Origin of the sequence: Thalassovita sp., from assembly GCF_965218685.1 — a bacterium.
Taxonomy (GTDB): Bacteria; Pseudomonadota; Alphaproteobacteria; order Rhodobacterales; family Rhodobacteraceae; genus Thalassobius.
Genome location: NZ_OZ244657.1, coordinates 395,245 through 421,824, shown reverse-complemented (window position 1 = coordinate 421,824; position 26,580 = coordinate 395,245). Strand labels below are relative to the sequence as shown.

Annotated in this window: 26 protein-coding genes; 11 read left to right on the top strand and 15 right to left on the bottom strand. The window is 60.6% G+C overall.

The window, feature by feature from the left end; translation table 11 throughout:
* Positions 1-3: 3 nt before the first annotated feature.
* Positions 4-162, top strand: coding sequence for a cbb3-type cytochrome oxidase assembly protein CcoS (gene ccoS, locus ACOQOQ_RS02250; RefSeq protein WP_420568527.1), 159 nt, complete (start codon positions 4-6; stop codon positions 160-162).
* Positions 163-223: 61 nt separating this feature from the next.
* Here ccoS and ACOQOQ_RS02245 read toward each other — a convergent pair whose 3' ends face one another.
* Together ACOQOQ_RS02245 and ACOQOQ_RS02240 are read right to left on the bottom strand one after the other, a co-directional pair.
* Positions 224-1,633: a D-alanyl-D-alanine carboxypeptidase family protein gene (locus ACOQOQ_RS02245; protein ID WP_420569717.1), complete on the bottom strand. Its 1,410-nt coding sequence runs from the start codon at positions 1,631-1,633 to the stop codon at positions 224-226.
* A gap of 212 nt (positions 1,634-1,845) precedes the next feature.
* Positions 1,846-2,547: an HAD family hydrolase gene (locus ACOQOQ_RS02240; protein ID WP_420569716.1), complete on the bottom strand. Its 702-nt coding sequence runs from the start codon at positions 2,545-2,547 to the stop codon at positions 1,846-1,848.
* A gap of 110 nt (positions 2,548-2,657) precedes the next feature.
* Between ACOQOQ_RS02240 and clpS the strand changes: the two genes are divergently transcribed.
* The 4 genes from clpS (at position 2,658) to hemF (ending at position 5,808) form a co-directional block, all read left to right on the top strand.
* Positions 2,658-2,996: an ATP-dependent Clp protease adapter ClpS gene (gene clpS / locus ACOQOQ_RS02235; RefSeq protein WP_420568526.1), complete on the top strand. Its 339-nt coding sequence runs from the start codon at positions 2,658-2,660 to the stop codon at positions 2,994-2,996.
* A gap of 29 nt (positions 2,997-3,025) precedes the next feature.
* Positions 3,026-4,000 (top strand): class I SAM-dependent methyltransferase, encoded by a 975-nt coding sequence (locus tag ACOQOQ_RS02230; RefSeq protein WP_420568525.1) that lies wholly within the window; start codon positions 3,026-3,028, stop codon positions 3,998-4,000.
* 39 nt (positions 4,001-4,039) lie between these two features.
* A complete protein-coding gene (locus ACOQOQ_RS02225; protein ID WP_420568524.1) occupies positions 4,040-4,840 on the top strand; it encodes an SDR family NAD(P)-dependent oxidoreductase in 801 nt (266 codons plus the stop codon).
* A 74-nt stretch (positions 4,841-4,914) separates the two neighbouring features.
* Positions 4,915-5,808 (top strand): oxygen-dependent coproporphyrinogen oxidase, encoded by an 894-nt coding sequence (hemF, locus tag ACOQOQ_RS02220; protein ID WP_420568523.1) that lies wholly within the window; start codon positions 4,915-4,917, stop codon positions 5,806-5,808.
* Positions 5,809-6,014: 206 nt separating this feature from the next.
* Here hemF and hemE read toward each other — a convergent pair whose 3' ends face one another.
* A complete protein-coding gene (gene hemE, locus ACOQOQ_RS02215) occupies positions 6,015-7,049 on the bottom strand; it encodes a uroporphyrinogen decarboxylase (RefSeq protein WP_420568522.1) in 1,035 nt (344 codons plus the stop codon).
* 99 nt (positions 7,050-7,148) lie between these two features.
* Between hemE and hemC the strand changes: the two genes are divergently transcribed.
* Positions 7,149-8,105, top strand: coding sequence for a hydroxymethylbilane synthase (gene hemC / locus ACOQOQ_RS02210; protein ID WP_420568521.1), 957 nt, complete (start codon positions 7,149-7,151; stop codon positions 8,103-8,105).
* A 3-nt stretch (positions 8,106-8,108) separates the two neighbouring features.
* Here the strand turns inward: hemC and ACOQOQ_RS02205 are convergent, their stop codons facing one another.
* From ACOQOQ_RS02205 to ACOQOQ_RS02170, 8 genes are all read right to left on the bottom strand, one after another.
* Entirely contained in the window at positions 8,109-9,392 is a 1,284-nt protein-coding gene (locus ACOQOQ_RS02205) for a flavin-dependent oxidoreductase (protein WP_420568520.1), read from the bottom strand.
* A gap of 73 nt (positions 9,393-9,465) precedes the next feature.
* Positions 9,466-10,866 (bottom strand): FAD-binding oxidoreductase, encoded by a 1,401-nt coding sequence (locus ACOQOQ_RS02200; RefSeq protein ID WP_420568519.1) that lies wholly within the window; start codon positions 10,864-10,866, stop codon positions 9,466-9,468.
* A 59-nt stretch (positions 10,867-10,925) separates the two neighbouring features.
* Positions 10,926-11,726, bottom strand: coding sequence for a 2-oxo-hept-4-ene-1,7-dioate hydratase (gene hpaH, locus ACOQOQ_RS02195; RefSeq protein WP_420568518.1), 801 nt, complete (start codon positions 11,724-11,726; stop codon positions 10,926-10,928).
* Positions 11,723-12,580, bottom strand: a complete 858-nt coding sequence (locus ACOQOQ_RS02190; RefSeq protein ID WP_420568517.1) for a fumarylacetoacetate hydrolase family protein — start codon at positions 12,578-12,580, stop codon at positions 11,723-11,725. Before ACOQOQ_RS02190 ends, hpaH begins: the two co-directional genes overlap by 4 nt.
* Positions 12,581-12,602: 22 nt before the next feature.
* Complete coding sequence (hpaD, locus tag ACOQOQ_RS02185) at positions 12,603-13,583, bottom strand: 3,4-dihydroxyphenylacetate 2,3-dioxygenase (RefSeq protein WP_420568516.1); 981 nt, start codon at positions 13,581-13,583, stop codon at positions 12,603-12,605.
* 26 nt (positions 13,584-13,609) lie between these two features.
* Positions 13,610-14,464 (bottom strand): 3,4-dihydroxyphenylacetate 2,3-dioxygenase, encoded by an 855-nt coding sequence (gene hpaD / locus ACOQOQ_RS02180; protein ID WP_420568515.1) that lies wholly within the window; start codon positions 14,462-14,464, stop codon positions 13,610-13,612.
* Between the two features lie 45 nt (positions 14,465-14,509).
* On the bottom strand, positions 14,510-16,021 hold the full coding sequence (gene hpaE / locus ACOQOQ_RS02175; RefSeq protein ID WP_420568514.1) for a 5-carboxymethyl-2-hydroxymuconate semialdehyde dehydrogenase: 1,512 nt from the start codon (positions 16,019-16,021) through the stop codon (positions 14,510-14,512).
* Between the two features lie 3 nt (positions 16,022-16,024).
* On the bottom strand, positions 16,025-16,408 hold the full coding sequence (locus tag ACOQOQ_RS02170; RefSeq protein ID WP_420568513.1) for a 5-carboxymethyl-2-hydroxymuconate isomerase: 384 nt from the start codon (positions 16,406-16,408) through the stop codon (positions 16,025-16,027).
* Between the two features lie 102 nt (positions 16,409-16,510).
* Here ACOQOQ_RS02170 and hpaR point away from each other — a divergent pair, with 102 nt between their 5' ends.
* Entirely contained in the window at positions 16,511-16,966 is a 456-nt protein-coding gene (gene hpaR, locus ACOQOQ_RS02165) for a homoprotocatechuate degradation operon regulator HpaR (RefSeq protein WP_420568512.1), read from the top strand.
* 30 nt (positions 16,967-16,996) lie between these two features.
* Here hpaR and nirD read toward each other — a convergent pair whose 3' ends face one another.
* Together nirD and nirB are read right to left on the bottom strand one after the other, a co-directional pair.
* A complete protein-coding gene (gene nirD, locus ACOQOQ_RS02160) occupies positions 16,997-17,317 on the bottom strand; it encodes a nitrite reductase small subunit NirD (protein ID WP_420568511.1) in 321 nt (106 codons plus the stop codon).
* Positions 17,314-19,761 (bottom strand): nitrite reductase large subunit NirB, encoded by a 2,448-nt coding sequence (nirB, locus tag ACOQOQ_RS02155; protein ID WP_420568510.1) that lies wholly within the window; start codon positions 19,759-19,761, stop codon positions 17,314-17,316. The genes nirD and nirB overlap by 4 nt, the downstream gene beginning before the upstream one ends.
* A gap of 597 nt (positions 19,762-20,358) precedes the next feature.
* Between nirB and ACOQOQ_RS02150 the strand changes: the two genes are divergently transcribed.
* Positions 20,359-21,423, top strand: coding sequence for a Hint domain-containing protein (locus ACOQOQ_RS02150; RefSeq protein WP_420568509.1), 1,065 nt, complete (start codon positions 20,359-20,361; stop codon positions 21,421-21,423).
* A 140-nt stretch (positions 21,424-21,563) separates the two neighbouring features.
* Positions 21,564-22,184 carry a 30S ribosomal protein S4 gene (gene rpsD / locus ACOQOQ_RS02145; protein WP_420568508.1) on the top strand — a complete coding sequence of 207 codons (621 nt, stop codon included), beginning with the start codon at positions 21,564-21,566 and terminating at the stop codon, positions 22,182-22,184.
* 107 nt (positions 22,185-22,291) lie between these two features.
* Here the strand turns inward: rpsD and ACOQOQ_RS02140 are convergent, their stop codons facing one another.
* Both ACOQOQ_RS02140 and ACOQOQ_RS02135 read right to left on the bottom strand, forming a co-directional pair.
* Positions 22,292-22,738 (bottom strand): SMI1/KNR4 family protein, encoded by a 447-nt coding sequence (locus tag ACOQOQ_RS02140; protein WP_420568507.1) that lies wholly within the window; start codon positions 22,736-22,738, stop codon positions 22,292-22,294.
* Between the two features lie 466 nt (positions 22,739-23,204).
* The gene (locus ACOQOQ_RS02135) at positions 23,205-24,110 is read right to left on the bottom strand and encodes a LysR substrate-binding domain-containing protein (protein WP_420568506.1); all 906 of its coding nucleotides are present in this window, start codon (positions 24,108-24,110) and stop codon (positions 23,205-23,207) included.
* Between the two features lie 100 nt (positions 24,111-24,210).
* Here ACOQOQ_RS02135 and nhaA point away from each other — a divergent pair, with 100 nt between their 5' ends.
* Entirely contained in the window at positions 24,211-25,401 is a 1,191-nt protein-coding gene (gene nhaA / locus ACOQOQ_RS02130; RefSeq protein ID WP_420568505.1) for a Na+/H+ antiporter NhaA, read from the top strand.
* Positions 25,402-25,432: 31 nt separating this feature from the next.
* Entirely contained in the window at positions 25,433-26,401 is a 969-nt protein-coding gene (locus tag ACOQOQ_RS02125) for a sodium-dependent bicarbonate transport family permease (protein WP_420568504.1), read from the top strand.
* Positions 26,402-26,580 lie beyond the last annotated feature (179 nt).

Sequence of the window (26,580 nt, the reverse complement as noted above, 5' to 3'; positions counted from 1 at the left end):
GCCATGGAAGTCCTGTCATACCTGATCCCGATCTCGATCGTCATGGGCGGCGTGGGGCTTTTGGCGTTTGTCTACACGGTACGCTCGGACCAATATGACGACCCCGAAGGCAACAGTCAGCGCATCCTGTCCGACGAATGGGACGATCACCCCAAACCGTGAACCGCAAACACAAAAGGCCACCCAAACGGGTGGCCTTCTGCGTCACGGGACAGACGAGGGATCAGCCTGGCCCGATCATGAAACAGGTAACTTGCCGCGCTTGCAGGCGGCGGCAGGCCAGATCGGCGCTTTCACGAGTCATGCCCATGAAATTGGCGTCAAACCCGCCCTTGCGGTTGACCACCTTGCGCAGGCTGCCGTCCAGCGTCGCCATTTCGGCCAGGGCGGTTTTCACCAGAACCTTTTCCGCGGCATAGCGGCTGGGATAGCGACCCACGTTGATGCCCCAGTGGCGCCCTCCCGAGGTCGACAGACGGGTGACAACCTCGCGGCGTTGTTCCTCGGCGATGACTTCGGCGACCAGCTCATCCACAGCGGAAGCATTTCCAGTGCTGGCAAGCAGCAGGTTCTTGGGCCGCTCCCGAGGCTTAATGGATTTGTTCGCGTTTGCTGGCAGGGTGTCCGGTGCGGCGGCGGGCTTGTTGATGACTTCCTTAAGCGCGTCCTGAATGTCGTCCTTGACCGCGACCAGAACCGGCGCCTGCGTTCCCGGGCGCATCTTCGGGCGAAGGCTTTTCTGAACTGCGGTGACAACGCGGATGGTTTTGCCAGCACCGCCCTTGGGAACGGTATTACCAACATAGGCTGGACGCGCGGGCTTGCGGACGTTTGCATGGCTGGGCGCTCGGCGGAACCCAAGATCCATCAGCTCGGCCACCTTGGCGTTACGCGTCGCGGTCGAGCGGCCCCCGAAAACGGTGGTGATGATGCGTTCGTTGCCGCGTTCGGCCGATGCAACAAGGTTGAACCCAGCAGCGCGGGTATAGCCGGTCTTGATGCCATCGGCACCGCGATAGTCGTTCAGGAATCGGCGGTTGGTGTTCTTCACCGTGCGTAGCCCCGCATGGGTCGAACGACGGCTGAACAGGTTGTAGTATTCGGGGAAATCATACAGCAGGTGCCGCCCCAGGATGGTCATATCGCGGGCGGTGGACAGGTGACCGTCACGGGTCAGGCCATGCGCGTTCTTAAAGGTAGTGCGGGTCATGCCCATCGATTTGGCTGTGCGGTTCATCCGGCGGGCAAAGGCCGCTTCGGAGCCCGAGATCGCCTCGCCGATGGCCGTAGCTGCGTCGTTGGCGGATTTCACTGCGGCAGCGCGGATCAGGTAGCGCAGCTTGATACGTTGCCCGGCGGCCAGGCCCAACTCGGATGGCGGCTCGGCTGCAGCGTTGCGGGACACTTTAACCATCGTATCCAGCGAAATCTCGCCACGCTCGATGGCCTCGAAGGCGATATAGAGCGTCATCATTTTGGTCAAAGAGGCCGGATGCAATCGCGTGTCAGCGTTGGACGAGTGCAGCACCTTGCCGGTGCGGGCGTCCATCACCATCGCCGCATAAGGAGCCGCCCGTACCACCGCAGGTACGAAGGCCAGAAGACCCACCAATAGAAGGGATAGCAGACCCATACGGGTCAACTGTACATGCCGATGATCCACGGACACTGCCTTTTTCTGCCTCTTGCCGCTGATTTTTCAGTCGGCGTTTTTATTTATTAGTAGAAGGCTAGCACAGGCGGTGAATCGAATAAAGTCTTCATTTCTAACGATTTGACCGCTCGCGTGACGTGACATTTTCAAAATGTAGGGGCTATGACGGCGCCAACCCCAACAAGATGATTTCAGTCGCCGCTTTGTTCGATCCGGTCGATCTGGGCGCGCAGCCCACCCAGATCCTGCAGCTGCACGAACCTCGGCGCGTCATGCGGCGGATCCGCGCGCTCGATCTCCCATTCCAGCCCATGGGGGACATGCACGCCCCAACCGCCGGCCTGCACCATCGGCACCACATCGGATTTCATCGAGTTGCCGATCATCATCCCCCAGTGCGCCCCGTCTCCATGCCGCGCGAAAATCTCTTCGTAGACAGGTTGAGTTTTGGCCGAGACGATTTCGACCCCGTCGAACAATTCGCCAAGGCCCGATTGCGCCAATTTGCGTTCCTGATCCAGCAGATCGCCCTTGGTGATCAGCAAAACACGATGGGTATCGGCGATGGCCTCGACGGCTTCTTGTGCGTGGGGCAACAACTCGATCGGGTGTTGCAGCATCTCTTGGCCAGCATCGACCAAAGCGCGGATCACGGGTCCGGGCACCCGATCTCCCGTGACGTCCAGCGCGGTTTCGATCATCGACAGAACGAAGCCCTTGATGCCGAACCCATAATGAGAAATGTTGCGCTTTTCAGCTTCCAGTAACCGTTCCATCAAATGATCAGCCTCGCAATAATCGCGCAGCAGATCGGCGAATCGGTCCTGGGTCATGCGGAAAAAACGCTCGTTGTGCCACAGAGTGTCGTCCGCATCGAAGCCTATGGTGGTCAGTTTGGGCAACCTTCTCTCCTTGTCGCTGGTTCGCCCTCTTTCCTTGTGGCGCACAGAGGTTATATAGACCCTTCAAAGAATGATTGGTCAAACCCGGAAGAGTTTGAATGATGGCGCAGTGGCCTGTGACAATGTCGGATGAAGAGTTTGACGACGGAGACCCCTCTGTCGCCCTGAAAACCCGCCCGAAAACCAAGCGCCCACCGTTGTACAAGGTGATGCTGCTGAATGACGACTACACCCCGATGGAGTTCGTCGTGCACGTGCTGGAACGTTTTTTCGGCATGTCTCATTCCCAGGCGTTCGAGATCATGCTGACCGTCCACAAAAAGGGTCTGGCCGTGGTCGGTGTCTTCAGCCACGAGATCGCCGAAACCAAGGTGACCCAGGTGATGGATTTCGCCCGCCGTCACCAACATCCCCTGCAATGCACGATGGAGAAGGAATGACCGCGCGTTCGGTCCTTCTGTCCTGAAACATGACACATACCCGCTTGTCCCTGGCGCTTGAGGCCGGAATGGAATTGCCGTCCCAGGGCGTGATTGCCGTATTTGGCCCGCGCGCCGATACGGATCTGTCTGACCTGCCCAAGGACCGGTTGGTGCTGGTCACCGGGTTCAAGCCCGATGTGGATGCCTTTACCGCGCGTGGATACGCTTGCCAGACCGATGCGCCCACAGCCGCGGCTGCCATTGTGATCCTGCCCCGCGCCAAGGCCTTGGCCCGCGCGATGATCGCTCGGGCCGCCGGGGCGGATGTCCTGATCGTTGACGGGCAAAAGACCGATGGCATCGAATCCGTCCTGAAAGAGCTGAAAAAGCGCGAGCGGATTGCCGGAACCATCTCTAAGGCGCATGGCAAGCTGTTCTGGCTGAACCCGACCTCGGATTTCTCGGACTGGCAGGGCCGTGCTGCGACAGTGCAGGGCTTTGTTACCCGCCCCGGCGTGTTCTCTGCCGATGGGATCGATCCGGCTTCGGCCCTGTTGATCCAACATCTGCCGCAGAAACTGTCCGGTAGGGTCGCCGATCTGGGGGCAGGCTGGGGATACCTTGCGGCCACCGTCTTGGCCGGCCATCCCGCCATCAAGGAATTGCATCTGGTCGAGGCCGACAGCGCCGCGCTGGATTGCGCCCGTGAAAACGTCACTGATCCGCGTGCCTGTTTCCATTGGGCCGACGCCACGCGCTGGACCGCGCCTGCGCGTATGGATGCGGTGATCATGAACCCACCCTTCCACGTGGGTCGCGCCGCCGAGCCCGATCTGGGCCGCGCCTTTATTGCGACCGCCGCCAAAAGTTTGGCCCCGAATGGGCAGCTTTGGCTGGTCGCCAACCGTCAACTTCCCTACGAGGCAGCGCTTGCCGCGCTTTTCACCCATGTCGAAGAGATCGGCGGCGACAAACGCTTCAAAATCCTGCACGCGCAACGGCCCACTCGCCAGCGCGGTTAACGCCCTATAGGCTCGAGCGAAGGGAATCAGGAGGTCTTCATGACATTCTCACTTGCCGGAAAAACCGCCATTGTCACCGGAGGCGCCAACGGAATCGGTTTGGCCATCGGGCTCCATTTCGTGGACAAGGGCGCGAATGTGGTGTTCGCGGATCGTGACGAAGACGGGCTGGTCAACCAGTTCGGCGAAAACGACGAGGCCAATCCCTATCGCTATTTTGCCGGAGACCTGCGAGAGCGTCTGACCCAGGCCAACCTGCTGTCGGCCACGCTGGATGCGTTTGATCGGGTCGATATCTTGATCAACGCCTCGCGTCAGGTGGTGGCGGTGGACCCGCTGAACGATGATGACGATGCGGTTGAAATGCTGCTGCAACAGAACCTGCTGAACGCGCTGCGGCTGTCTCAGCTGGTGGCCAAGCGCATGATTAAGCAGGCAAAAGACCAAGAAGAAGGCGTTGCCGGGTCGATCGTGAACCTGTCCTGTATCGCCGGGCGTCGTACCAGTTCGGATCTGCTGGCGTATTCTGTGTCGACTGCTGCGCTGGATCAGATGACCCGCTCGTTGGCGGTGGCCCTTGCGCCGCATCGTATCCGGGTGAATGGACTGGCCTTTGGGTCGGTCATGTCGCACAGCCTTAAGGATCAGCTCAAAGGCAATGCCGAATACCGCAGCGATATCGAGCAGCACACCCCGTTGCATCGGATCGCATCGCCGACCGAGCTGGTGCATTCCGCGCAATACCTGGCCTCCGAGGCATCGGCCTTTATGACGGGCCAGGTGCTGACGCTGGACGGCGGGCGCACGCTGATTGACCCGGTCTCGGCCCCCGCGCATTGATGTCGCGCCCCTGGGTGGTGGCGTGAAGCGGCCTTGCCTGTTAGGTCTTGGGAAAAGACAAACGGGGACCCAAGATGACCGACACCTTCACCGATCAGAAAGCCCGCGCCAGCGCTTGGTTCCGTAGCCTGCGCGATGAAATCGTGGCCAGTTTCGAAGCTTTGGAAGACAGCCAGACAACCGGACCTTTCGCGGACTGTCCTGCTGGCCGTTTCGAAGTGACCGAGACCAAGCGCGCCTCGGATGACGGCAGTGACGCTGGTGGCGGTCTGATGAGCGTGATGCGCGGCGGCCGTGTGTTTGAAAAGGTCGGCGTCAATGTCTCGACTGTCTACGGAGAGCTGGGCGAGCGCGCCCAGGCAGCCATGGCGGCGCGCAAAGGCATCCCTGGGATGAAAGATGACCCTAGGTTCTGGGCCAGCGGCATCAGCCTGGTGGCGCATATGCAGAACCCACACACACCGGCGGTGCATATGAACACCCGCATGTTCTGGACACCGCATGCATGGTGGTTTGGCGGGGGATCGGACCTGAATCCCTGCATCGAATACGATGAGGACACCACCCATTTTCATGCCGTACAGAAAGAGCACTGTGATCGGCATGACGCAGGATTTTATCCACGGTTCAAGGACTGGGCGGACGAATATTTTTATGTCCCCCACCGTGGCCGCGCCCGCGGGGTAGGGGGGATTTTCCTTGATGACCATAACTCGGGTGATTGGGAGACTGACTTTGCCTTCATCCAAGACGTCGGTCGCGCGTTCCTACCCGCCTTTGTGCCGGTGACGGAAAAGCGCCGCAACACGCCCTGGAGCGAGGCTGAAAAGGACACTCAGCTGGTGCACCGGGGGCTCTATGCCGAGTATAATCTGGTCTACGACCGGGGCACGAAATTTGGCTTGGAGACAGGGCACGACGCCAATGCCGTGCTTATGAGTCTGCCCCCGCTGGCGAAATGGGTCTGACCTGAAGGAGCGCGCAAGCGCGCACAGGATATCTCGGCTTTTCCCATTGGGAAAAGCCTCGGGTTTGGCGCGTGCTGGACGCGCGGCTGATCATTTTGAGTGTTGCTGAACTTCGGGCGCCTTGGGGGTTTGGGGGGATGTCCCCCCATCTGCCCGCAGGGTCAGACCTGGGCAGGCCGAATGGCCTGCTCCGCTGGATCAATAGGTCAGTTGCCTCTAACTGTGTCGATCATCAGTTGCACGTTTTCGGGGTTTGCGTCAGGCGTGATGCCGTGTCCCAGGTTAAAGATGTGCGGGCCGTTTGACAGGGCTTTGACGATCCGGCGGGTTTCGTCCACCAGTGCCTGGCCACCTGTCACCATGTGCGACGAGGCCAGGTTGCCTTGCACGCAGCCATCCACCTGAACGTTCTTGGCCACCCACTCGGCGCTGACCGAGTTGTCCACGGCCACGCAGTCGGCGCCGGTTGCTTTGGCGAAACCGATATAGCGCTCGCCGCCCTCGCGGGGGAAGGCGATGATGGGAGTGTTCGGGTGACGCTCTTTCAGCGCGGCGATGATCTTTTTCGCAGGTTCCAGAGCGAAGTCGTCAAAATCTTGCCCTTTCAACGAGCCGGCCCAACTGTCGAAGAGTTTCACCACCTCGGCGCCGGCCTCGATCTGTTTGCTGAGATACTCGATCGTGCTTTCGGTCAGCAGGTCGATGATCCCTTGGAATACCGCGCGGTTTTCAGCTTTCAGCGCGTGGGCCGGGCCCTGGTCCTTGGTGCCGCGACCGGCGATCATGTAGGTCGCCACCGTCCAGGGCGCGCCAGCGAAGCCGATCAGGGTGGTTTCCTTAGGCAATTCTGACGACAGGATTTTCACCGTCTCATAGATCGGGTTCAGAACCTCGTGGATGGCGTCTTTGTCCTTCAGCTTGGCCAGTTCCGCCTCGGTCGTGGTGGTGGACAGGCGCGGGCCTTCACCGGTAACGAACCACAGGTCAGCGCCTAAGGCTTGAGGCAGCAACAGGATGTCAGCGAACAGGATTGCGGCATCGAACCCGTAGCGGCGGATGGGTTGCAGGGTGACCTCGGCGGCCAGCTCGCTGTTATAGCACAGCGACAGGAAATCCCCGGCTTGCGCCCGAGTGGCGCGATATTCGGGCAAGTAACGTCCCGCCTGGCGCATCATCCAGATAGGAGGGGTTTCCAGCGTCTCGCCTGCCAGCGCGCGAAGGATCTTTTTCTGTTCAGCCATCGGATTTCCTTTCGTTCCCCCGGTTCGTCCCCTTATGGCGACAAGATGTCAAGCATCGGGTGCTTGTCAGGACAACCTGCCGCGACTAAGGCTTTGGGCATGACACTTACGATGCCCAGCCCCGCCTCGCCTTTGAAGATCGGAACCCGTGGATCGCCGCTTGCGCTGGCGCAGGCGCATGAAACGCGGGATCGGCTGGCGAGGGCCTTTGATCTGCCGCCCGAGGCGTTCGAGATCGTGGTCATTCACACCACCGGCGACAACCAGCGTTTGATCGACGCGGATCAGCCGCTGAAGACGCTAGGCGGCAAGGGCCTGTTCACGCGTGAAATTGAACAATCCATGCTGCGCGGTGGCATCGACATTGCCGTGCATTCGATGAAGGACATGCCGGTGCTGCAGCCCGAGGGGTTGGTGCTGGATTGTTTTTTGCCGCGCGAGGATGTGCGTGATGCGTTCGTGTCGCTGACCGCTGCTTCGTTGGCCGAATTGCCTAAAGGGGCCGAGCTGGGCTCGTCTTCTTTGCGGCGCCGGGCGCAGTTGCTGCACCGCTTCCCGCATCTGAAAGTCGTCGAATTCCGCGGCAACGTGCAGACCCGGATGAAGAAATTGCAGGACGGTGTGGCCGATGCGACCTTCCTGGCGATGGCGGGTTTGAACCGGTTGGGCATGGCGGATGTGGCGCGCTCGGCCATTGACCCAGATGAAATGCTGCCCGCCGTGGCACAGGGTGCGATCGGGATTGAACGGCGGATGGACGACAGCAACACGGCTGGCCTGCTGGAGGCGATCCATGACGGTGTCACCGGTCAGCGCCTGACGGCGGAACGCGCGTTCCTTGAGGCGCTGGATGGCTCGTGCGAGACCCCGATTGCCGGCCTGGCGACGCTGGACGGTGGGACCTTGCGGTTGCGCGGTGAGGTGCTGCGCCCCGATGGATCCGAGGTGATCGCCGACGATCGCACTTGCCCGGTCGAGGACGGCGCCGAACTGGGCCGCGTCATGGCCAAGGATATGCTGGCGCAGGCGGGCCCCGATTTCTTTAGCTGGCGCTAAGGCTTAGGTTTTCACCTTGGCCCCTTCGGCAATTGTGCGGGGGGCGTTGTTCAGCTTTTCAATCGCGAAACCGGCGGCGGCCTTGTACTTGGCCATGAACTCGGCGCGTTCGTCGGCGGGGATCACGTCGTCGATATTGTCGAACTCGCCGCCACAGCGATCATCGACCATGTTCAGCAGACCAAAGGGGCCCGCGCCCCGGTTGCGCAGGATCAGCTCGGACACCGGGCCGCACAGGGCTGCATCATAGCTGGCCAGCGCCTGTTCGGTAACACCGTGTTCTAGCATCGCAGCGGCCAGGGTACGCGCGTCGATCACGGCCTGTGACGCCCCGTTCGAGCCTGTCGGGTACATCGCGTGGGCCGCATCGCCCATCAGCACGACTTTGCCGTCCTGCCAGGTGGGGATCGGGTCGCGGTCAATCATCGGGTTCTCATAGGCGACCGAGGCCCCGCGGATCAGCGCGGGCACGTCCAGCCAGTCATAGGTCCAGCCGTCAAAGTGATGGGCGAAATCGTCAATCTGAACCTGGCGGAACCAGCCGGTGTTTTCATGAGCCGAGGGATCATCATAGGTGACCTCGGCGATCCAGTTGATCTCGGCCTCGCCGGAGTCGGGATCAGGATGCGAGATGGGATAGATCACCATTCGGTGCTTATGCGTGCCCAGCCCCAGGAACGAGGACCCGGTGCGCGAAGGTTTCGCCCGCGTCGTGCCGCGCCACATCACAGCGCCGCCCCAGTGAATGGGGGGCTGATCAGGGTGCATCTGCGCGCGGATGTTCGAATGAATGCCGTCGGCGCCAATCAGGATCGTGCCACTCTCTCGGCTTTCGGACCCATCGGCATGACGGATGATCGCGGTGACACCCTCGGCGTCTTGCTCATAACCTGTAACCTGACAGCTCAGACGCACGGCATCCGTGCCGGCGCGTTCCACGAATTTGCGGTACAGCAGCATGTGAAACTCGCCCCGATGCACGGCATATTGCGGCCAGTTATAGCCAGCCAGCTCGCCGCGCGGTTCGGCGTAGATGTCATTGCCGTTCAGGCCTACAAGGGCCCATTCCTTGGCCGGAACCCCCACCGTATCCAGATCATCCGCGCCAATTCCCAGATCATACAGCTCGCGTACGGCGTTGGGCTGTAGGTTGATGCCTACGCCCAGCGGTTTCAGCTCTCGGACGCTTTCGAACACCACACATTTCACACCGATCTGTTCCAGCGTCAGGGCCATGGACAGGCCGCCAATACCGCCGCCGGCGATCAGGACGAGTGGTGTGGACATAGGTTCCTCCGGGTGTGCAAGTCTGGAGGGTTGTTACCCTACATAACTATCAACGCCAAGGGGGACCGTACGGTCAGGGCAGCAGCTTGCCGGGGTTCAGGATGTTGTTCGGGTCCAGCGCGGCCTTTATCGCCTTCATTGCGGCCAGCGCGACAGGGTTCTTACGCCGCCGCATCGAAGGCAGCTTGGACAGTCCGATCCCATGTTCTGCCGAGAAGCTGCCGCCCAGTTTCAGAACCTCGTCCTCGACCGCTTCCATGATTGCGTCGTGCTGATCAGGGTCCTGCGAGCCGGGCCAAACAGTATAGTGGATATTCCCATCCCCCAGATGCGCCACGATGATCGGCCGGGCACCTTCGTCAATTTCAGGCAAGCGGGTTTCCATCGTGTCCAGAAAGGTCGCGACCTTATCCAGCGGCAGGGCGATATCGTTGCCGATGATCGGGCTGCGGGACATGGCGATCTCGGCTGCGGCCTCGCGGCGTTCCCACATTTCCTGGCGTTGGGTGTCGTTCTGCGCAACCACCGCGTCCAGAACGGCACCTTCTTCGAACATCTCGCCCAGAACGGTTTCCAGATAGGTCGTCACGGGGATCGAGCCATCGGGTTCCGGCGTTGCATCGCGCGGGGCGGTTGCACCGACCTCGACCAGGAGGTTGATGTCATAGGCTTCGTCAAAGGGTTCGCGAGCGCTTGGATTGATCTCTTTGTGGATCTCGATGTGGTGGCGCGGCATGTATTCAAAGGCCTCGACGCAGCCGCCGGTGGCCTCTTGCAGCCGGTTCAGCAGGTCCAGCGCGGCAGGCAGGTCGGGTGCAGCCACCATTGCGGTCGCATAGGCGCGCGGTTTGGGGTGAAGCTTCAGCACCGCGGCGGTGATGATACCTAGCGTCCCCTCGGCACCTATCAGCAGATGTTTGAGGTTATAGCCCGAGTTGTCCTTATGCAGCTCGCTCATGATTTCCATGACCTCGCCAGTGGGCAGCACGGCCTCGATCCCCAACACCAGGTCGCGCGTATTGCCATAGCGCAGCACGTTGGACCCGCCCGCGTTGGTGGCCAGGACGCCCCCGATCATCGCCGAGCCCTTGGCGCCGAAGGTCAGCGGAAAGATCAGGTCTTGCTCTTCCGCGGCGCTGTGGACGTCGGCCAGAATGGCGCCAGCCTCGACAATCGCGATACGAGAGGAGGCGCGGACCTCGCGGATGGCGTTCATCCGGTCCAGCGACAGCATGATCGATCCGTCGGCCGATCCCCCGCCAGCAAGCCCCGTGTTCCCCGAGATCGGCACAATGGGCGTTTTGGTCTGGTTGGCCAGCTTGACGATGGCAGAGACCTGGGCCGTGTTGGCAGGGCGCACCACGGCCAGCGGGTTGGACTGGTATTTTCCAACCCAGTCCCGCGACCATTTTGCGGTATCCTTGCCGGTCAACACATAGGCCGCGCCGACAATCTGTTGCAGCTGTTCCAGCATCTCTCTCTCTCCCTTGTTCCCATCCCTGAATGCCGACTGACTTGGACAAAGGCAAGAGGTCAGGCGAAGGCGATCGATACGCCTCCGAATGGACCAAAGTCCGCCTCGATCACCGCACCCGAGGGGGCCTCGACCGGGCGAATGAAGCTGCCTGACAGGATAACCTGCCCGGCCTCGATCCGCTGGCCGTATTGGTCCATGCGCCGCGCCAGCCAGACAATGCCCTGCACCGGATCGTTCAGAACGCCCGCGCCCAGCCCGGTTTCCTCGACCTCGCCATTTTTGGACACGATCGCCCCGACCCAACGCAAATCCTGCGCGTCAATGGCGTGTTTCTCGTCCCCCAGTACGATTCCGGCGTTGGCGGCATTGTCGCTGATCGTGTCGGTGATGATGCGGGTTTTCCCGGTTTCGGGGTCCGCGCGCAAAATCCGCGTGTCCAGAATTTCCAACGAAGGCGTCACGTAATCCGTCGCGGCGATCACATCCTCGGCGGTGACATGTGCGCCAGCCAAAGGCGACTTCATGACAAAGGCGATCTCGGCCTCGATCCGGGGCTGAATGAACCGCCCCTTGGGCACCACGCCACCGTTCACAAAGGCCATATCGTCCATCAACACCCCGCTATCGGGGATGTCGATGTTCAGCGCCGATTGCATCGCCTTCGAGGTCAGCCCGATTTTCCAGCCGATCACTTCGCGCCCCACGGCCTTGCGCCGGGCGATCAGGGCCGCCTGCACGGCATAGGCATCATCCATCGTCATGCCCGCGTATTTCAGCGACAGCAGACCGATCTGTTGGCCGGTCTGTTCAGCCTGCCACAGGGCCTCGGCGGCTTCTACGTGCTGGTCGGGGGTCACGCCTCGTCCTCCACGGTGTTGCGCAGGGTACCGATGCCTTCGACCTCGATTTCAACCACGTCGCCGGGCACCAGATACTTGGGCGGATCAAAGCGTGCACCTGCGCCCGTTGGGGTGCCGGTCACGATCACATCGCCGGGGACCAGGGTGGTGAAGGTACTGATATAGGCGATTTCCTCGCGGATCGGGAACATCATGCGGGCCAATACGTCGTCCTGACAGACCTCGCCATTGACGCGGGTGATGATACGCGCGTCATCCAGCTGAGCGGCGTCCGTGAACGGCACCAGCCACGGCCCGATCGCGCCCGATTTGTCCCAGTTCTTGCCTTGCGTGACGTTGAATTTCGCATGGCGCACCCAGTCTCGGATCGTGCCTTCGTTACACAGGCTCAGCGCGGCAATATGGTCATAAGCATCCTCGGCGGCAATGCGGCGTCCGCCCTTGCCGATCACGATCACCACCTCGCCTTCGTAATCCAGCGTGTGGTTTTCCGGCGGACGGATCAGCGGGCGACCGTGACCGGTAAAGCTGCTGGGAAACCGCGGGAACAGCGACATGTGTTTGGGCTGGCTGGAGCCATCCTTGTATTCCGCATTCCGGTCGGGGAAGTTCACGCCCACGCACAGGATTTTTTCGGGCGAAGGGATCGGGATGTCATAGTCGAACGTCCCCTCAGGATGCGTTACCGCGCGCCCTTCGGCGGCTTCGGCCAAGGTGCCCAAACCGTCGGCCGCGATCACTTCGCGCAGGGTGGGCCATTCGGGGAATTCCTTGGACAGGGCCACAAAGCCCCCTTCGATCACGGCGCCGTAAAGCTGGCCTTCGTCTGTCGATACAGTCGCAAATTTCATGCTAATCACTTTCTTCAGCGGGTCAGGGTGCGATGATGGGTTGTGCTTTCATCTTGCTGGCGCGCAGCTCGACGTTTTGGAAAACACTGCCATGTTCGAACCATGATTTCGGAGCTGGCGCGCCCCAAAGTGTCTGGCGTTGCGGGTCTTTCAGATCCCATTTTATGGGCTCCAGATCAGGGTCAACTGTCTGATAATCCGAGCAATAAATCTCGATCCGGTGGCCGTCAGGGTCCAGGATATACAGGAAAAACGCGTTCGAGATCCCGTGCCGGCCCGGCCCGCGTTCGATGTTGTCCAGGTATCCTGTGGTGCTCATCAGATCCAGCAGATCGATGATGTTCAGCGGGGTGGGCACCCAGAAAGCAGTGTGGTGCAGGCGCGGGCCCTTGCCGTTGGTAAAGGCGATGTCGTGAATGCCGCCCTTGCGGTGCATCCAGGCGGCCCACAGGTTCTTGCTCTCGTCATCCTCGGTATATTCGGTGACGCGGAAACCTAGTTCGTTATAGAATTCCACGCTGGCGTCCACGTCGGGGCTGTAGCAGTTGAAATGGTCGATCCGCAGCGGTTTCACACCGTTATACAGCTTGTATTCCTGATGGATGGGCGCCAGCCGGTCCATTTTGAAATAGAACTCCATCGGCGCGCCGAACAGGTCGGTGGTGCGCATCGTGCGGCCCTGATAGGGGCGCTCCACCCATTCGACCGGCAGATTTTTGGCGGCGAACCACTCGGCTGCGTTATCCAGATCATCCTCGGAGAACACCTTGTAGGACAGGTAGCTGACCGAGGGCGTATCGCCCTTTTTCAGCACCATGCAGTGGTGGCCACGCTCTTCCATGGCGCGCAGATAGATGGTGCTGTCGTCCTCGTCAGTGACTTGCAGGCCCAGCGTGTCCACATAGAACGCGCGGCTGGCGGCAAGGTCGGTGACGATCAGCTCAACATGGCTGAGGCGGACGATATTGAACGCCGGATAGAGGTTAGGGGCGGGAACGGGCATTGGGGTCTCCTGTTATCGCGTTGGTCTTAAGGGACCGGGAAAATCACGTTGGTCTGGCCGGTGCCAGAGCTGGGGAAATACTCGGTCACGACCTCGCATTTCTGGTCATACTTGTCCCAGCCAAGCGCGCCATACAGCATCGCGGTGTCATGCATCGAGCCTTCACCGCAGCACAGTTCGGCGTAGTCGCCCAGCATTTTGAGGAAGGTAGCGTGTTCTCCGTTCTTCCACATCTCCATCACGCGCAGATCGACCTGGCGGTTGAATTCCGAGCTGATGGTGAAGGTGCCGTTATTGGGCGCGTATTCCTTGTTCGACCAGATCTTGTGGCTAAGGCTGCCGCTGGCAACCAGCAACACCTTGCTGTCGCTTTCCTCGACGGCGGCGCGGATAGCTTCGCCGATGATCCGGCTTTCGTCATGGTCATGCACAGTACAGAACGCGGCGACGGACACGACCTTCATATCATGTTCGCGGCTCATGAAATGCATGGGCACCAGAGTGCCGTATTCCAGATCCAGACTGTCCAGATGATGCGCCAGGGTATAGGCGCCCAGCTCGGTCGCCTTTTCGGCGATGGCATCGCCCAAGGCGGGGTTGCCGCGGTGCGAATAGGGCATGTCCCGGATGAATTGCGGGAATTCGGACGAGGTCAGCAGCCCCTCGAATTTTTCATTCGCGTTGATGTGGAACCCAGCGTTCACCAGCCAATGCGTGTCGCAGATGACCACGGTATCCGCGCCCAGCTCTTTGGCGCGGCGGGCGATTTCCAGGTGCCCGTCGATGGCGGCCTGACGTTTGCCTTTGACGGGACCTTCTTGTTCGGACATCTGCAGCGTCGGAACGTGGGTCATTTTTGCGGCGAGTACGATTTCACCCATTTGATTTCTCCTCCAATAGAAACTTACGCGCGTTTCCTGTGGGTATTAGGCGCCCAGACGGGGGATGTTGTGCTGACCGATGGCCAGACCGATGTGTTTTTGCTCCATGTAGAACTCGAACGACCAGTCGCCGCCATCCCGGCCGATACCGCTTGCCTTAACCCCACCAAAGGGCGTGGGCAGGTGGCGTACGTTTTCGCTGTTCACCCAGATCATCCCGGCCTCCAGCTTATTGGTAAAGCGCAGGGCGCGGGTCAGATCGTTGGTCCAGACATAGCCGGTCAGCCCGTATTGCACATCATTGGCAATCTGCAGCGCATCCTCTTCGGTATCAAAGGGGATCGCTGTCAGCACGGGGCCAAAGATTTCCTCTTGCGCGATCCGCATATCGTTCCGGGCACCGGTGAACAGGGTCGGTTTGACGTAATATCCGGGCTGGTCCAGCGCTTCGCCACCGGCGGCGATGGTGGCGCCGTCCTGCTTGGCGATATCGAAATAGCTGCACACCTTACCGAAATGGGTCTGGTGGATCAGCGGGCCGACTTCGGTCTTCGGGTCCAGCGGGTGGCCGACCTTGATGTTGTTCACGCGGGAGGTCAGTTTTTCGATGAATTCACCAGCGATTGTGGATTGCACCAGCAAGCGACTGGACGAGGTGCAGCGCTCGCCGTTCAGCGAGTAGATCATAAAGATCGCAGCATCCAAAGCGCGGTCCAGATCGGCGTCATCGAACACGATCACAGGGTTTTTGCCACCCAGTTCAAAATGGACGCGTTTCAGCGTGTCAGCCCCCTGTTTCATGATCATCGAGCCAGTTTTGGACTCGCCCACAAAGGCGATGGCCTTGATGTCGGGGTGTTCGGTCAGGGCCTTGCCAGCGTCTTCGCCAAAGCCATTCACCAGATTCCAGACGCCCGGCGGCAGGCCAGCCTCTTCGGCGATCTCCATCAGGATCCGCGCAGTGACGGGGCTGAATTCGGCGGGTTTGTGCACCACTGTGCAGCCTGCGGCCAGCGCCGGAGCAATCTTCCACGTGGACAGCATGAAGGGCGTGTTCCACGGGGTGATCACGCCGATCGGGCCAATGGGCGTGCGGGTGGTGATGTTCATCAGCGTAGGCGAGGGCAGGTTCTGCCCGTCCCGTGCGCTGGGCGCCTTGTCAGCGAAGAATTTGAAGTTCGCAGCCCCACGCAGCGCGGCCTTGGACATGAAGCGCAGTGCCTGACCAGTGTCGAAACATTCACACAGGGCGATTTCCTCGGCGCGGGCCTCGATGCCCTCGGCGATCTTGTGCAGGATTTTCTTGCGTTCAGCGGCGGGCATATCGCGCCAGGCGGGGAAAGCATCCCGCGCGGCCTTGGCTGCGGCGTCGATATCGGTTTCGTCCGATTTGACGACGTTACAGATAAAGGTTTCGTCAACGGGTGAATGGTTTTCGAAGGTCTTGCCGCTGTTCGCGGGCAGATCCTGGCCACCGATCCGGTTCAGAACGCCGGTGTCCTTGAAACGCGCCAGATAGCCGTTCAGTTTCTCGATATTGGTTTGCAGATCGGACATGGTTCAGCCTTTCAGATGGTCGCGAATGGTGCCGGTTTTGGGCGCCAACTCGGCGTCGATGTCCCGCATCTCCATGGACAGAGCCAGGGAACGGGTTTGCATAATGGGTTCAAGGAAGCTTTCGGCCGCGGCGAACAGCGCGGCGGTCGCGGTTTTGCGTGCTTCCAAAGAGCGGCCTTCGCGCAGACGGACGCTGATGTCGATATAGCCGTGCTTGGCATCACCGTCGGCGATGCTGACGTGGTTGGCCGCAAAAGCACGGACCCGGATGCCCGCCAAGGGAAACACGCCGGTCGCAATCGCCTCGGTCCGCAGCAGATCACAGAATGCGGGCCAGTCGATCTCTTCCTCCAGATTAGGGGAATAGTCGATGATGAAATGTGCCATGGTGCCTCCCTCTTGATCAGTTATTAACATGTTAAGCAAATTGAGGGGCCTGCGTCAAGCCCCCGTATTGCCAGTCGTAAAAAACGCAGGCAGAAAAGGGACATGGAAGCAGTCAAACACACGCCACCCGAAACGAATCGCTCTTTGCCGATCGCGCTACTGCGCGCTCGGGAGAAGGTGATGGGACCCATCCGGGCGATGTTGGCGGATGTCGGTGTGACCGAGCAGCAATGGCGCGTGTTGCGCGTGCTGAACGAAGGCGGGACCCTGGACCCCACCGAGATCGCCGAGCGTTCATGCTTGTTGCTTCCGTCGTTGACGAGGATTCTTCAGACGCTGGAGAGCAAGGCGCTGATCACCCGCCAGCCGCACCCAACTGACCGGCGCAAGCAGTTGGTGACGATCTCACCCTCGGGCAGTCAGCTGATCTCGGATAACCTGAAGGAAAGCCAGCAGCTGAACGCCTGGCTGCTGGACAGTTTCGGCCAGGAAAAGCTGGACGCGTTGCTGGATCTTCTGAACGAGCTGGACGCGCTGGAACGACCAGGCGAGCGCTAAGAAAAATGGGCCCCGCAGGGCCCATTCTGATTACAGCCCCAACAGAACCGTTTGTCCGTCCAGCTTGACGGGAAAGCTGGCTGTCTGGCCATCGTCCGCGCCCTGGGCTTCGCCGGTTTCCAGCGAGATAACCCAATTATGCAGCGGGCAGGTGACGCAGCCGTCATGCACAATGCCGTTGCTCAGCGGGCCGTTCTTGTGCGGGCACTTGTCCTCGAGCGCAAAGACCCGGTCATCGCTGGTGCGAAAGATGGCGATTGTCATGTCGCCGTTCTTCACACAGCGCGCACCTTGGCGCGGAATGTCGGACAGCTCACCAACCGAGATCCATTGTTGTGCTTGGACGTTCATTCTGCGGCCTCCAGTTTGATATCTGCCATGGGAGAGAATTCATGCGCCTCGGCGCCGGCAACGCGTTCGGCCCAGGGATCAACCTGCGAGAATTGCTGGCTGTAGACGAAGCGTTCGTAGTAGGCCTGACGCTGTTCCAGGTCGTCATAGATGACTTCCCTAATGTGGTCATAGCCCACGCGATCGGCCCATTTATAGATGCGTTCCAGATAGAAGCCCTGTTCGCGGTACATCTGGGTCAGGGCGCAGATGGTCTCGATCACCTCTTGTTCGGTCTTCACGGTGCCCAGCTCGGTGGTGCCCTGAATGTGCAGGCCCGCCGCGCCGCCATAGACAATCTGATAGCCGCTATCGACACAGATGACGCCGATGTCCTTGCAGGTGGCCTCGGCGCAGTTGCGCGGGCAGCCGGTGACGGCCAGTTTCAGTTTTGCAGGCGACCACGAACCCCACAGGATTTTCTCCAGCTTCACGCCCAGACCGGTCGAGTCCTGCGTGCCAAAGCGGCACCAGTCCGTGCCGACGCAGGTTTTCACCGTCCGCAGCCCCTTGGCATAGGCCGCGCCCGAGATCATGCCCGCGTCGTTCAGATCCTTCCAGACGGGGACCAGATCCTCTTTCTTGACGCCCAGCAGGTCGATCCGTTGGCCTCCGGTCACCTTGACCGTGGGGATGTCGTATTTGTCAGCTACATCTGCGATGGCGCGCAGCTCGTCCGGGGTGGTCAGACCACCGAACATACGCGGCACGACCGAATAGGTGCCGTCTTTCTGGATATTCGCGTGGACGCGTTCGTTGATAAAGCGCGACTGCTGGTCATCCACGTATTCACCGGGCCAATCGGCCACCAGATAGTAGTTCAGCGCGGGGCGGCACTTGGCGCAGCCTTCGGGCGTGGACCATTCCAGTTCCTGCATCGCCTCGGGGATGGATTTCAGTTCCTTGGCCTTGATCAGGCGGCGGACATCGGCATGGGTGTGGGTGGTGCAGGGGCACATGCCCTCGGCCTCGGGCAGGACGAACTCATCGCCCAGGGCCAGCCCCATCACGCCCTCGACCAGGCCGGTACAGGTCCCGCACGAGGCGCTGGCCTTTGTCACCGCGCGAACCTCGGCCAGGGTGGTCAGGCCCTGCTCCTTGATCGCGGTCATGATCTGACCCTTGGAGATGCCGTTACAGCCACAGATTTCCGCGTCATCTGGCAGGTTGGCCAAAGCGGCCAGCGGATCGGCAGTCGCACCGCCCTGATAGGCCTGACCAAAGATCAGCGTCTCGCGCATCTCGTGGATGTCTTCGCCCGATTTCAGCAGTTCGTTATACCAAGCGCCATCGGCAACCTCGCCGTACAGAACGGCGCCGATCACCTTGTTGTCTTGCAGGATGACCCGCTTGTATGTGCCCCGGTTGGCGTCGCGCAGGACGATATCCTCGCGATCGGGACCTTCAGCGAAATCCCCGACCGAGTAGAGATCACAGCCGGTGACCTTCAGTTTGGTCGGTGTCTCGGCATGTTTGAATGCGCTGTCCGACGGGCCTGCCAGATGCGCGGCAGCAACGCGGGCCATCTGATACAGCGGGGCGACCAGGCCATAGACCATGCCGCCCACCTCGACGCATTCCCCGACCGAGTAGATGTCAGCGTCCGAGGTTTGCATGGTCGATGTGGTCACGATGCCCCGGTTGACCTCAAGGCCCGCATCGGCGGCCAGTTGCGTGCTGGGGCGGATGCCCACGGCCATCACGACCAGCGAGGCGTCAATCACCGTGCCGTCGGCCAGCTCTACGCCCTCGACTTTGTCGGAGCCCAGGATTTGCTTGGTGTTGGCCTCGCACAGAACCTCGATCCCGCGCGATTCCAGCTCGCGTTGCAGCAGGTAACCGGCCGCGGGGTCCAGCTGACGCTCCATCAGGGTGGGCATCAGGTGAATGACCGTGACGTTCATGCCGCGCGCCTTCAGACCGGCGGCTGCTTCCAGACCCAGCAGGCCGCCCCCAATGACAACGGCGCGCCCGCCCTTGTCCGAGGCGGCCAGCATCCCATCGACATCATCCAGATCGCGATAGGCCAGAACGCCCGGCAAATCCTTGCCCGGAACCGGGATGATAAAGGGGGACGAACCTGTGGCGATAACCAGCTTGTCATAGGGCGCGGTCACGCCACCCTGGCTGGTGACGGTTTTGGCTGCACGGTCGATATACGTGACCTTCTGGCCGCGATGCAGGGTGATGCCGTGATCGGCGTACCAGGCGTCGTCATGGATGACGATATCGTCAAATGTTTTCTCGCCCGACAGAACCGGGGACAGCATGATGCGGTCATAGTTCACGCGCGGCTCGGCGTTGAAAATGGTGACTTCGTATTGATCGGTCAGGTCGAAAAGATGCTCCAGCATCCGGCCGGGGGCCATACCATTGCCGATGATGACAAGACGTTGTTTGGACATTGTGGCGCTCCATCGTCACATGAGCCGCTGGGGCTCGTTGTTCTTGGTGATCGAAGTTGCAGCGCCATTGCCGCGAAGATCCGCACGGGGATCGAAATAGGCAGGGCCACGCCATTGTGGCCTGTTGATTGGACCCAATGTTACTAAGAGAGACCGGGTGAATTGCAAGACCTTGCCGCTGCGGTGCAGCGAGAAATCATGGGTAGCGGGGTCGGAGACTTCTGCTGGCGCCTAAAGTTTGTGCAGGTTTTCGGCGCAAGGGCAGGTTTTCGACGGTCCCAAGTCGGAGAATCCCACCGCTTTTGTCTTGGCCACAGGGCCGAGTCGCGAAGCGCGGTTTCTTCCTGGTGTTCGCCGTGCCCGGCGAGGCAAAGGCCGCCGGAGCGATGATCCGTCAGCCCGGCACAAGATCGCGCGGGATTGAAAGAAGGCTCTACTCTTGGTTGGTCGGTGCGCGCTGCTACGCATGTTCGTGGGGAAAACTTAAGACAATTCGTTGGAATCGGACAAGATTTTCGTTCTCAGCGGGCTAGGCAGACGAATCGGATTCTGCTATGGCTGGTTGTAATAAAAAAATAAATGGCAGGCATACGGGCAATGAGAACGGGCTATCTGGGCACGTTCGTCATTTCTTGGTCGCAAACAGAACTAGACGGCTTGCGGGCCGCCCCTTTGACGCAATTGACCGTGGGAGCAGCATGGTCTTGGCATGGGGACGCGCTGCGCGTAGATGGCCGCAACGACCTTTTGCGACTGGAAAATGCGGACGGAGAAGAGAATCTTCGCCGAAGCGCGGCACGCATGGTGTCGCGACTGGTTGGCGTTGCACTTTCAGACAAGCGCAAGCAAGAGCCGCAGGGCAGGGACACCCCTCTGCGAGATCGGTACTTTATCGTCACGGATGGTCAGCGGTCCTATACGGTTACGTTGGTTGATCCGGATACGGGCGGCGCCCCGCTGGCGATGTTCGTCGGCGATGTGCCCCCCCAGAAACGTGATTTGTGGATCGTGCATGCCGCAGTGCGCCCCGATGGCGGGGCCGAGGTCGCGGATACGCGTCGCGGTGTCATCTGCTTCACCCCTGGGACCAAGATCGAAACGCCCTCGGGGCCGCGACTGGTGCAGGACCTGCGCGAGGGCGACATGGTTCAAACCCGGGACAGCGGGGCCCAGCAAATCCAATGGATCGGCCAGCGCCGGATGACGGGCGCACGTCTTTTCGCGATGCCTTATCTGCGCCCGATCCGGGTGCGCGCCGGCACCTTTGGGCTGGACCGCCCGGATCAAGAGCTGCTGGTCTCGCCCGATCACCGTATCTTGCTGCGCGGGGATGCAGCCCAAGCGCTGTTCAACACGCCCGAGGTGCTGGTCGCCGCGCGCGATCTGGTGAACGGTCACACGGTCAACGTGGACATGGGTCTGCGCGAGGTCACTTATATTCACATCCTTCTGCCGCATCACCACGTGATCCGCGCCAACGGCGTCGATACCGAAAGCTTCCACCCGGCCAGCGCGCATTTCGATGCGCTGGAGGACAGCGACCGTCTGCGGCTGGGCAAGGCCCGCCCGGATGTGATGGATGATCCAACAGGGTACGGCGACTATGCCCGCCGGATGCTGAACAGGTCCGAGGCCGCGATCCTGATGCACGAGGTTGCCTAAGGGCTGTTGACTCCTCCAAACCTTCGTCTATAAGCGCGGCTTCATTGGTGTTGGTGGCCCCCGCAAGGGGATGCCTGTCATGTCGGCCAAATCCGGCAAGAGGACAACGCCCTTCGAAACCTAAACGAAGGAGATCAGCCGTGACCAAACGCACGTCTGCCAAGTACAAAATTGATCGCCGCATGGGCGAAAACATTTGGGGCCGCCCCAAATCCCCCGTCAACCGTCGTGAATATGGCCCCGGCCAGCACGGTCAGCGCCGTAAGGGCAAGCTGTCCGACTTCGGCACCCAGCTGCGTGCCAAGCAGAAGCTGAAAGGCTACTACGGCGACCTGACCGAGAAACAGTTCCGTCGCATCTATGGCGAAGCCGAGCGTGTCAAAGGCGATACCGGTGAAAACCTGATCGGCCTGCTGGAGCGCCGCCTGGACGCCGTTGTCTACCGCGCCAAGTTCGTGCCCACCGTTTTCGCGGCCCGTCAGTTCGTGAACCATGGCCACGTCCTGGTGAACGGCAAGCGCGTGAACATCGCGTCCTACCGCGTCAAAGAAGGCGACGTTGTCGAAGTTCGTGACAAGTCCAAGCAACTGGCCGTTCTGCTGGAAGCCGTGCAACTGCCCGAGCGTGACGTTCCTGACTACATCGACGCCGACCACTCGAAGATGAAAGCCACCTTCGTGCGCACCCCCGGCCTGTCGGACGTGCCCTACCCGGTGATGATGGAACCGAACCTGGTCGTGGAATTCTACGCGAAGAACTAATCTTCGCCGATCCAGACGAAATTCAGGAAAACCCGGCCCTCGCGGCCGGGTTTTTCATTTGGTGTTTCTGTCCAAAGTCCAGATTGAGCCTTCTCTGCCCGGGGCGGCTAGTATTGCATATCACCAGAGTTCATCCTGACGGCAAAGCTTTCGAGGTCTTGAGCGATTACTTCGTCAACCCCGGGTCCGATGGCAAGGACTTCGCCATTGCCTGAGCAGTTTGTGTTTAGGAAAAAGTACGCCCCTAGACCATCTTCTGAGATTGGAACAAGGTGACGCCTCTCGGTTCCGACTTGCCCCAACCTCCGAAGTTGGCTCGTCACATCAACAACCTGTTGCCACATGGGTGGACTGTTTTTCTCAATTTCAACTATCCCAAAGACTTCAAAGCCATCGGCAATCATGGCACCAAACTCCTCAAGGAAAGCCCGGTAACTCTTTGGGAAAACGACCCCCAAAGAACTCTCTGCGTTAGCAATCTGAGATGGAGAAGCTCCTCCAGCAGTCAAGCTGGCCTCGCAAAACTTCCGAAAATTCTCGTTGGTAGCGGCCATGGAAGGGTTCTTTTGAGACGCGGACAAAGATGAAAATGGGCTTCGACCTATTTATCGGAATACTGAGTTGGGTCAATTGATGTCAGCTTTGTCCGCGCTGCTGACATAAACAATGACCGCTTCGGATACACCCTGCCGCACTGCGCGGCGGTGCAGCATGGCTGAAACCGGGTCCAGAACGTCCGGAAACGGCCATAGAACCAGTCATCCGACGCCACCAGTCCGATCGACAGGAAAAAGCCGACCACCCGGGTCAAACCGACACTCAACCCGGCAAAGACAAGCGAGCCGATCTTGCTGGCCACAAATCCGAATGCAAACGCATAGTGATCCAGGCGGTGTCACTCAGCGCGATGGCGAACGCTCGAACTCCGTGTTTGCCCCGTTTTTACTGGAATTGGCTCTGCGGTCGCGTACTCGGGGTATGATTTACAACCCGGTCTCCTAGGCCGAGCCTCTTGGCGGATCAGGCTGCCAGTAAACGCTGCGCCTCGGCTCTGAGTATTTCCGACAATACCTCGCTGCCGGGGCGGGGTTCCGGGAGCTGTGGCTGGATCAGCGCGATGTCGCGGCTGGCCGCGGGGTCATCCAGCACCCGCAGGCTCACATCGGTGGCGCGGCGCGCCTCGGTCGCGGCATAGATGCTGGGCAGGATGGCGATCCCGGCGCCAGAGGCTGCCATCAGGCGGATCGCGTCCAGGCTCGTGCCTTCGTATTCATCCGAAACGTGGCCACCAGCACGGCTGGCAAGGCCCGCGACGATGTGCGACAACCGGTGCCCGGCGCCAAGGGTCAGGAAAATCTGCCCGGCAAGCGCCTGCAATGCGACCCGGCTGGTTTCGTCGTGCAGCGGGTGATCCAGTGCCATGGCGGTCCAGAGTTTTTCTGTGAACAGCGGCGCCTGACGGGTGCCCGGATGGTCTTCGGGCGTCGAGATGATCATGTCCAGCCGCCCGCTGCGCAGCCCTTCATCCAGGTCACGGGTGCTCTCTTCGCGCACGATCAGGCGAAAGCTGGGGTGTTCGACATGCAGCCGCCGCACCACGCCGGGAAGCAAGTAGGGCCCGATCGAGGGCAGCACGCCCAGGCGCAAACGGCCCTGGAAGATGCCGCCGCCCCGGGCCGCGGCGCGCAGGTCCTGCAGTTCATGCAGGATCTGGCGGGCCCGCCGCGTGACTTCTTCGCCCACCGGTGTGGGCTTGGCACCCGACCGTCCGCGCTGAAAGAGCACGGCACCCAGATCGGCCTCGACTTCGGCCAACTGCGCCGAGAGGCTGGGCTGGCTGACATTCAGCCGAGTCGCGGCCAGGCTGACCTGTCCGGTCTCGGCAACGGCGACGATGTATTCGAGCTGGCGCAGGGTTGGGCGCATTATAGCCTCAAGCTATGCAATATAGATGAAACATATATTTGAAAGTATGTCTCTGGCAACCGATATCCCTGCAGACACCCTCAATCGAACGGAAATTCCGATGGTCAAGACCCTGTCCCGCATCCAGGCCTTTATGAAACTTGAGGCCAGCGCTGGCTTGATCCTAATGGGGGTTGCCCTCACGGCTATGCTGGCCGCCAACAGCCCGCTGGCGGCGCTTTATGATGGTGTTCTTGGCACTAACATCCGGGTCGGGATCGGCAGTTTTGAGATATCCAAACCGGCGCTGTTGTGGATCAATGACGGGCTGATGGCGATCTTCTTCTTCCTGGTCGGACTGGAGATCAAGCGCGAGGTGCTCACCGGCGAGCTTTCGAGCTTTGACAAGGCGGTGTTACCGGTGCTGGCAGCGATTGGCGGCATGGCGGTGCCGGCGCTGGTCTTTGTGGCGATGAACAGGGGGTTGCCTGCCAATCTCACTGGCTGGGCGGTACCCACGGCCACTGATATCGCTTTTGCCCTCGGTATTCTCGCCCTGCTCGGGACTCGCGCGCCGGTGGCGCTCAAGGTGTTTCTGCTGGCGGTTGCCATCATCGATGATCTGGGCGCCATTGTTATCATCGCGGTGTTTTACACCTCCGAGCTGTCAACCAATGCGCTGACCCTGTCGATGCTGGGTTTCGCGCTGGCGGTTGCGCTCAATCGGATGGGGGTTCAACGGGTGGCGCCGTACCTGATCATCGGGGTTTTCATGTGGGTATTCGTGCTGAAATCAGGTGTCCATGCGACCCTGGCGGGCGTGCTGATCGCGCTGACCATCCCGCTGAAAGAAAAGGATGGCGAGAAGGCGCTGCTGTACCGGCTGGAGCATTCCCTGCACCCCTGGGTCGCCTTCCTGATCCTGCCGGTCTTTGCTTTCGCCAATGCGGGTGTGAGCCTGACCGGCCTGTCGCTCGACGACCTGACCCAGCCGCTGCCCCTTGGCATCGCCGCCGGGCTGTTCCTGGGCAAGCAGGTCGGCGTGTTCGGGGCCACCTGGATCGCGGTCAAGAGCGGGCTGGCGAGGTTGCCCGAGGGAGTGGACTGGCGCCATATCTACGGTGTGGCCTGCCTGACCGGCGTGGGATTTACCATGAGCCTGTTCATCGGCTCGCTGGCCTTCGGCGCCGGTGACACCATGAACGCGGTGCGGCTGGGGGTGATCTCGGGCTCGATCCTATCCGGCCTGCTGGGCTACGCGGTGCTGCGCAGTGCTGCACGCCCGGCATCGGTCACCGCGCCTGCTGCATAAACAACGACAACAACCAAGTTACGGGACAGTCATGGACCTTTCAATCGCCTCCCTGGCGAGCAACCTGCTCGCGCCCACGATCCTTTTCTTCATCCTTGGCCTGGTCGCTGCGATTGCCCGCAGCGACCTGTCGATCCCAGACGGAGCAGCCAAGATCATGTCGATCTACCTGCTGCTTGCAATCGGCTTCAAGGGCGGCGTGGCGGTCGCAGAGAGCGGGGTCGATTCCCAGATGATCGCCTCGCTCGGGGCGGGGGCCGTGCTGTCCTTCGTCTTGCCCTTCATCGCCTATTGGCTGCTCAGGATCATGACCCGTCTCGATCCCCTGAATGCCTCTGCGGTTGCAGGACATTATGGATCGATCTCGATCGTGACATTCGTCACTGCGGTGAACCTGCTTGAAGGGCGCGGCCTTGGGTTCGAAGGATACCTTGTGGCGGTTGCCGCGGTCATGGAAGTGCCCGCGATCATGTCCGCACTTTGGCTCGCCGCACGCAGAGCGGGCACGGCCTCATCCGACAATTCGCTCCTCCGCCACATCATCGGCAACGGCTCCATCGTGCTGCTGATCGGTTCCTTCGCTATCGGCGCGATCACCGGCGAGGCCGGGCTGATCGAGCTCAAGCCCTTCATCGTGGTTCCGTTCACCGGCGTGCTGGCGGTGTTTCTGCTGGATATGGGCCTGTCTGCGGGCAAGAGCCTTCTGGAACACCGCAAAGACATCTCGGGCGGCCTGCTGGCCTTCGGCTGCATCATGCCGCTGATCGGCAGCCTGTTCGGTCTTGCGGCCGGCGTGCTGATCGGGCTGAGCACCGGGGGTATTTTCCTAATGATGGTTCTGAGCGCCTCGGCCTCTTACATCGCCGTGCCAGCCGCCATGCGCCTGGCTTTGCCGCAGGCGAAATCGGGCATCTATCTATCACTTGCGCTCGGGGTCACATTTCCCTTCAACCTCACCCTCGGGCTCCCCATATATTTCCTGTTGGCAAACTTGATATGACCAAAGCGCAGAAGCACGAGTGAAGACTGCGACGCGCAGTTCAAGTCGGCAGGAAAAACAAAACGGTTAAGGAATACATTGGCGGTATACCCGGATCGTGCCGGTGACAGCGATGCTTTGAAGCACGCCCGATCCCTGCCCAACGTCGGGTATGAGCCCATGGACTAAGCCGCTCCGCG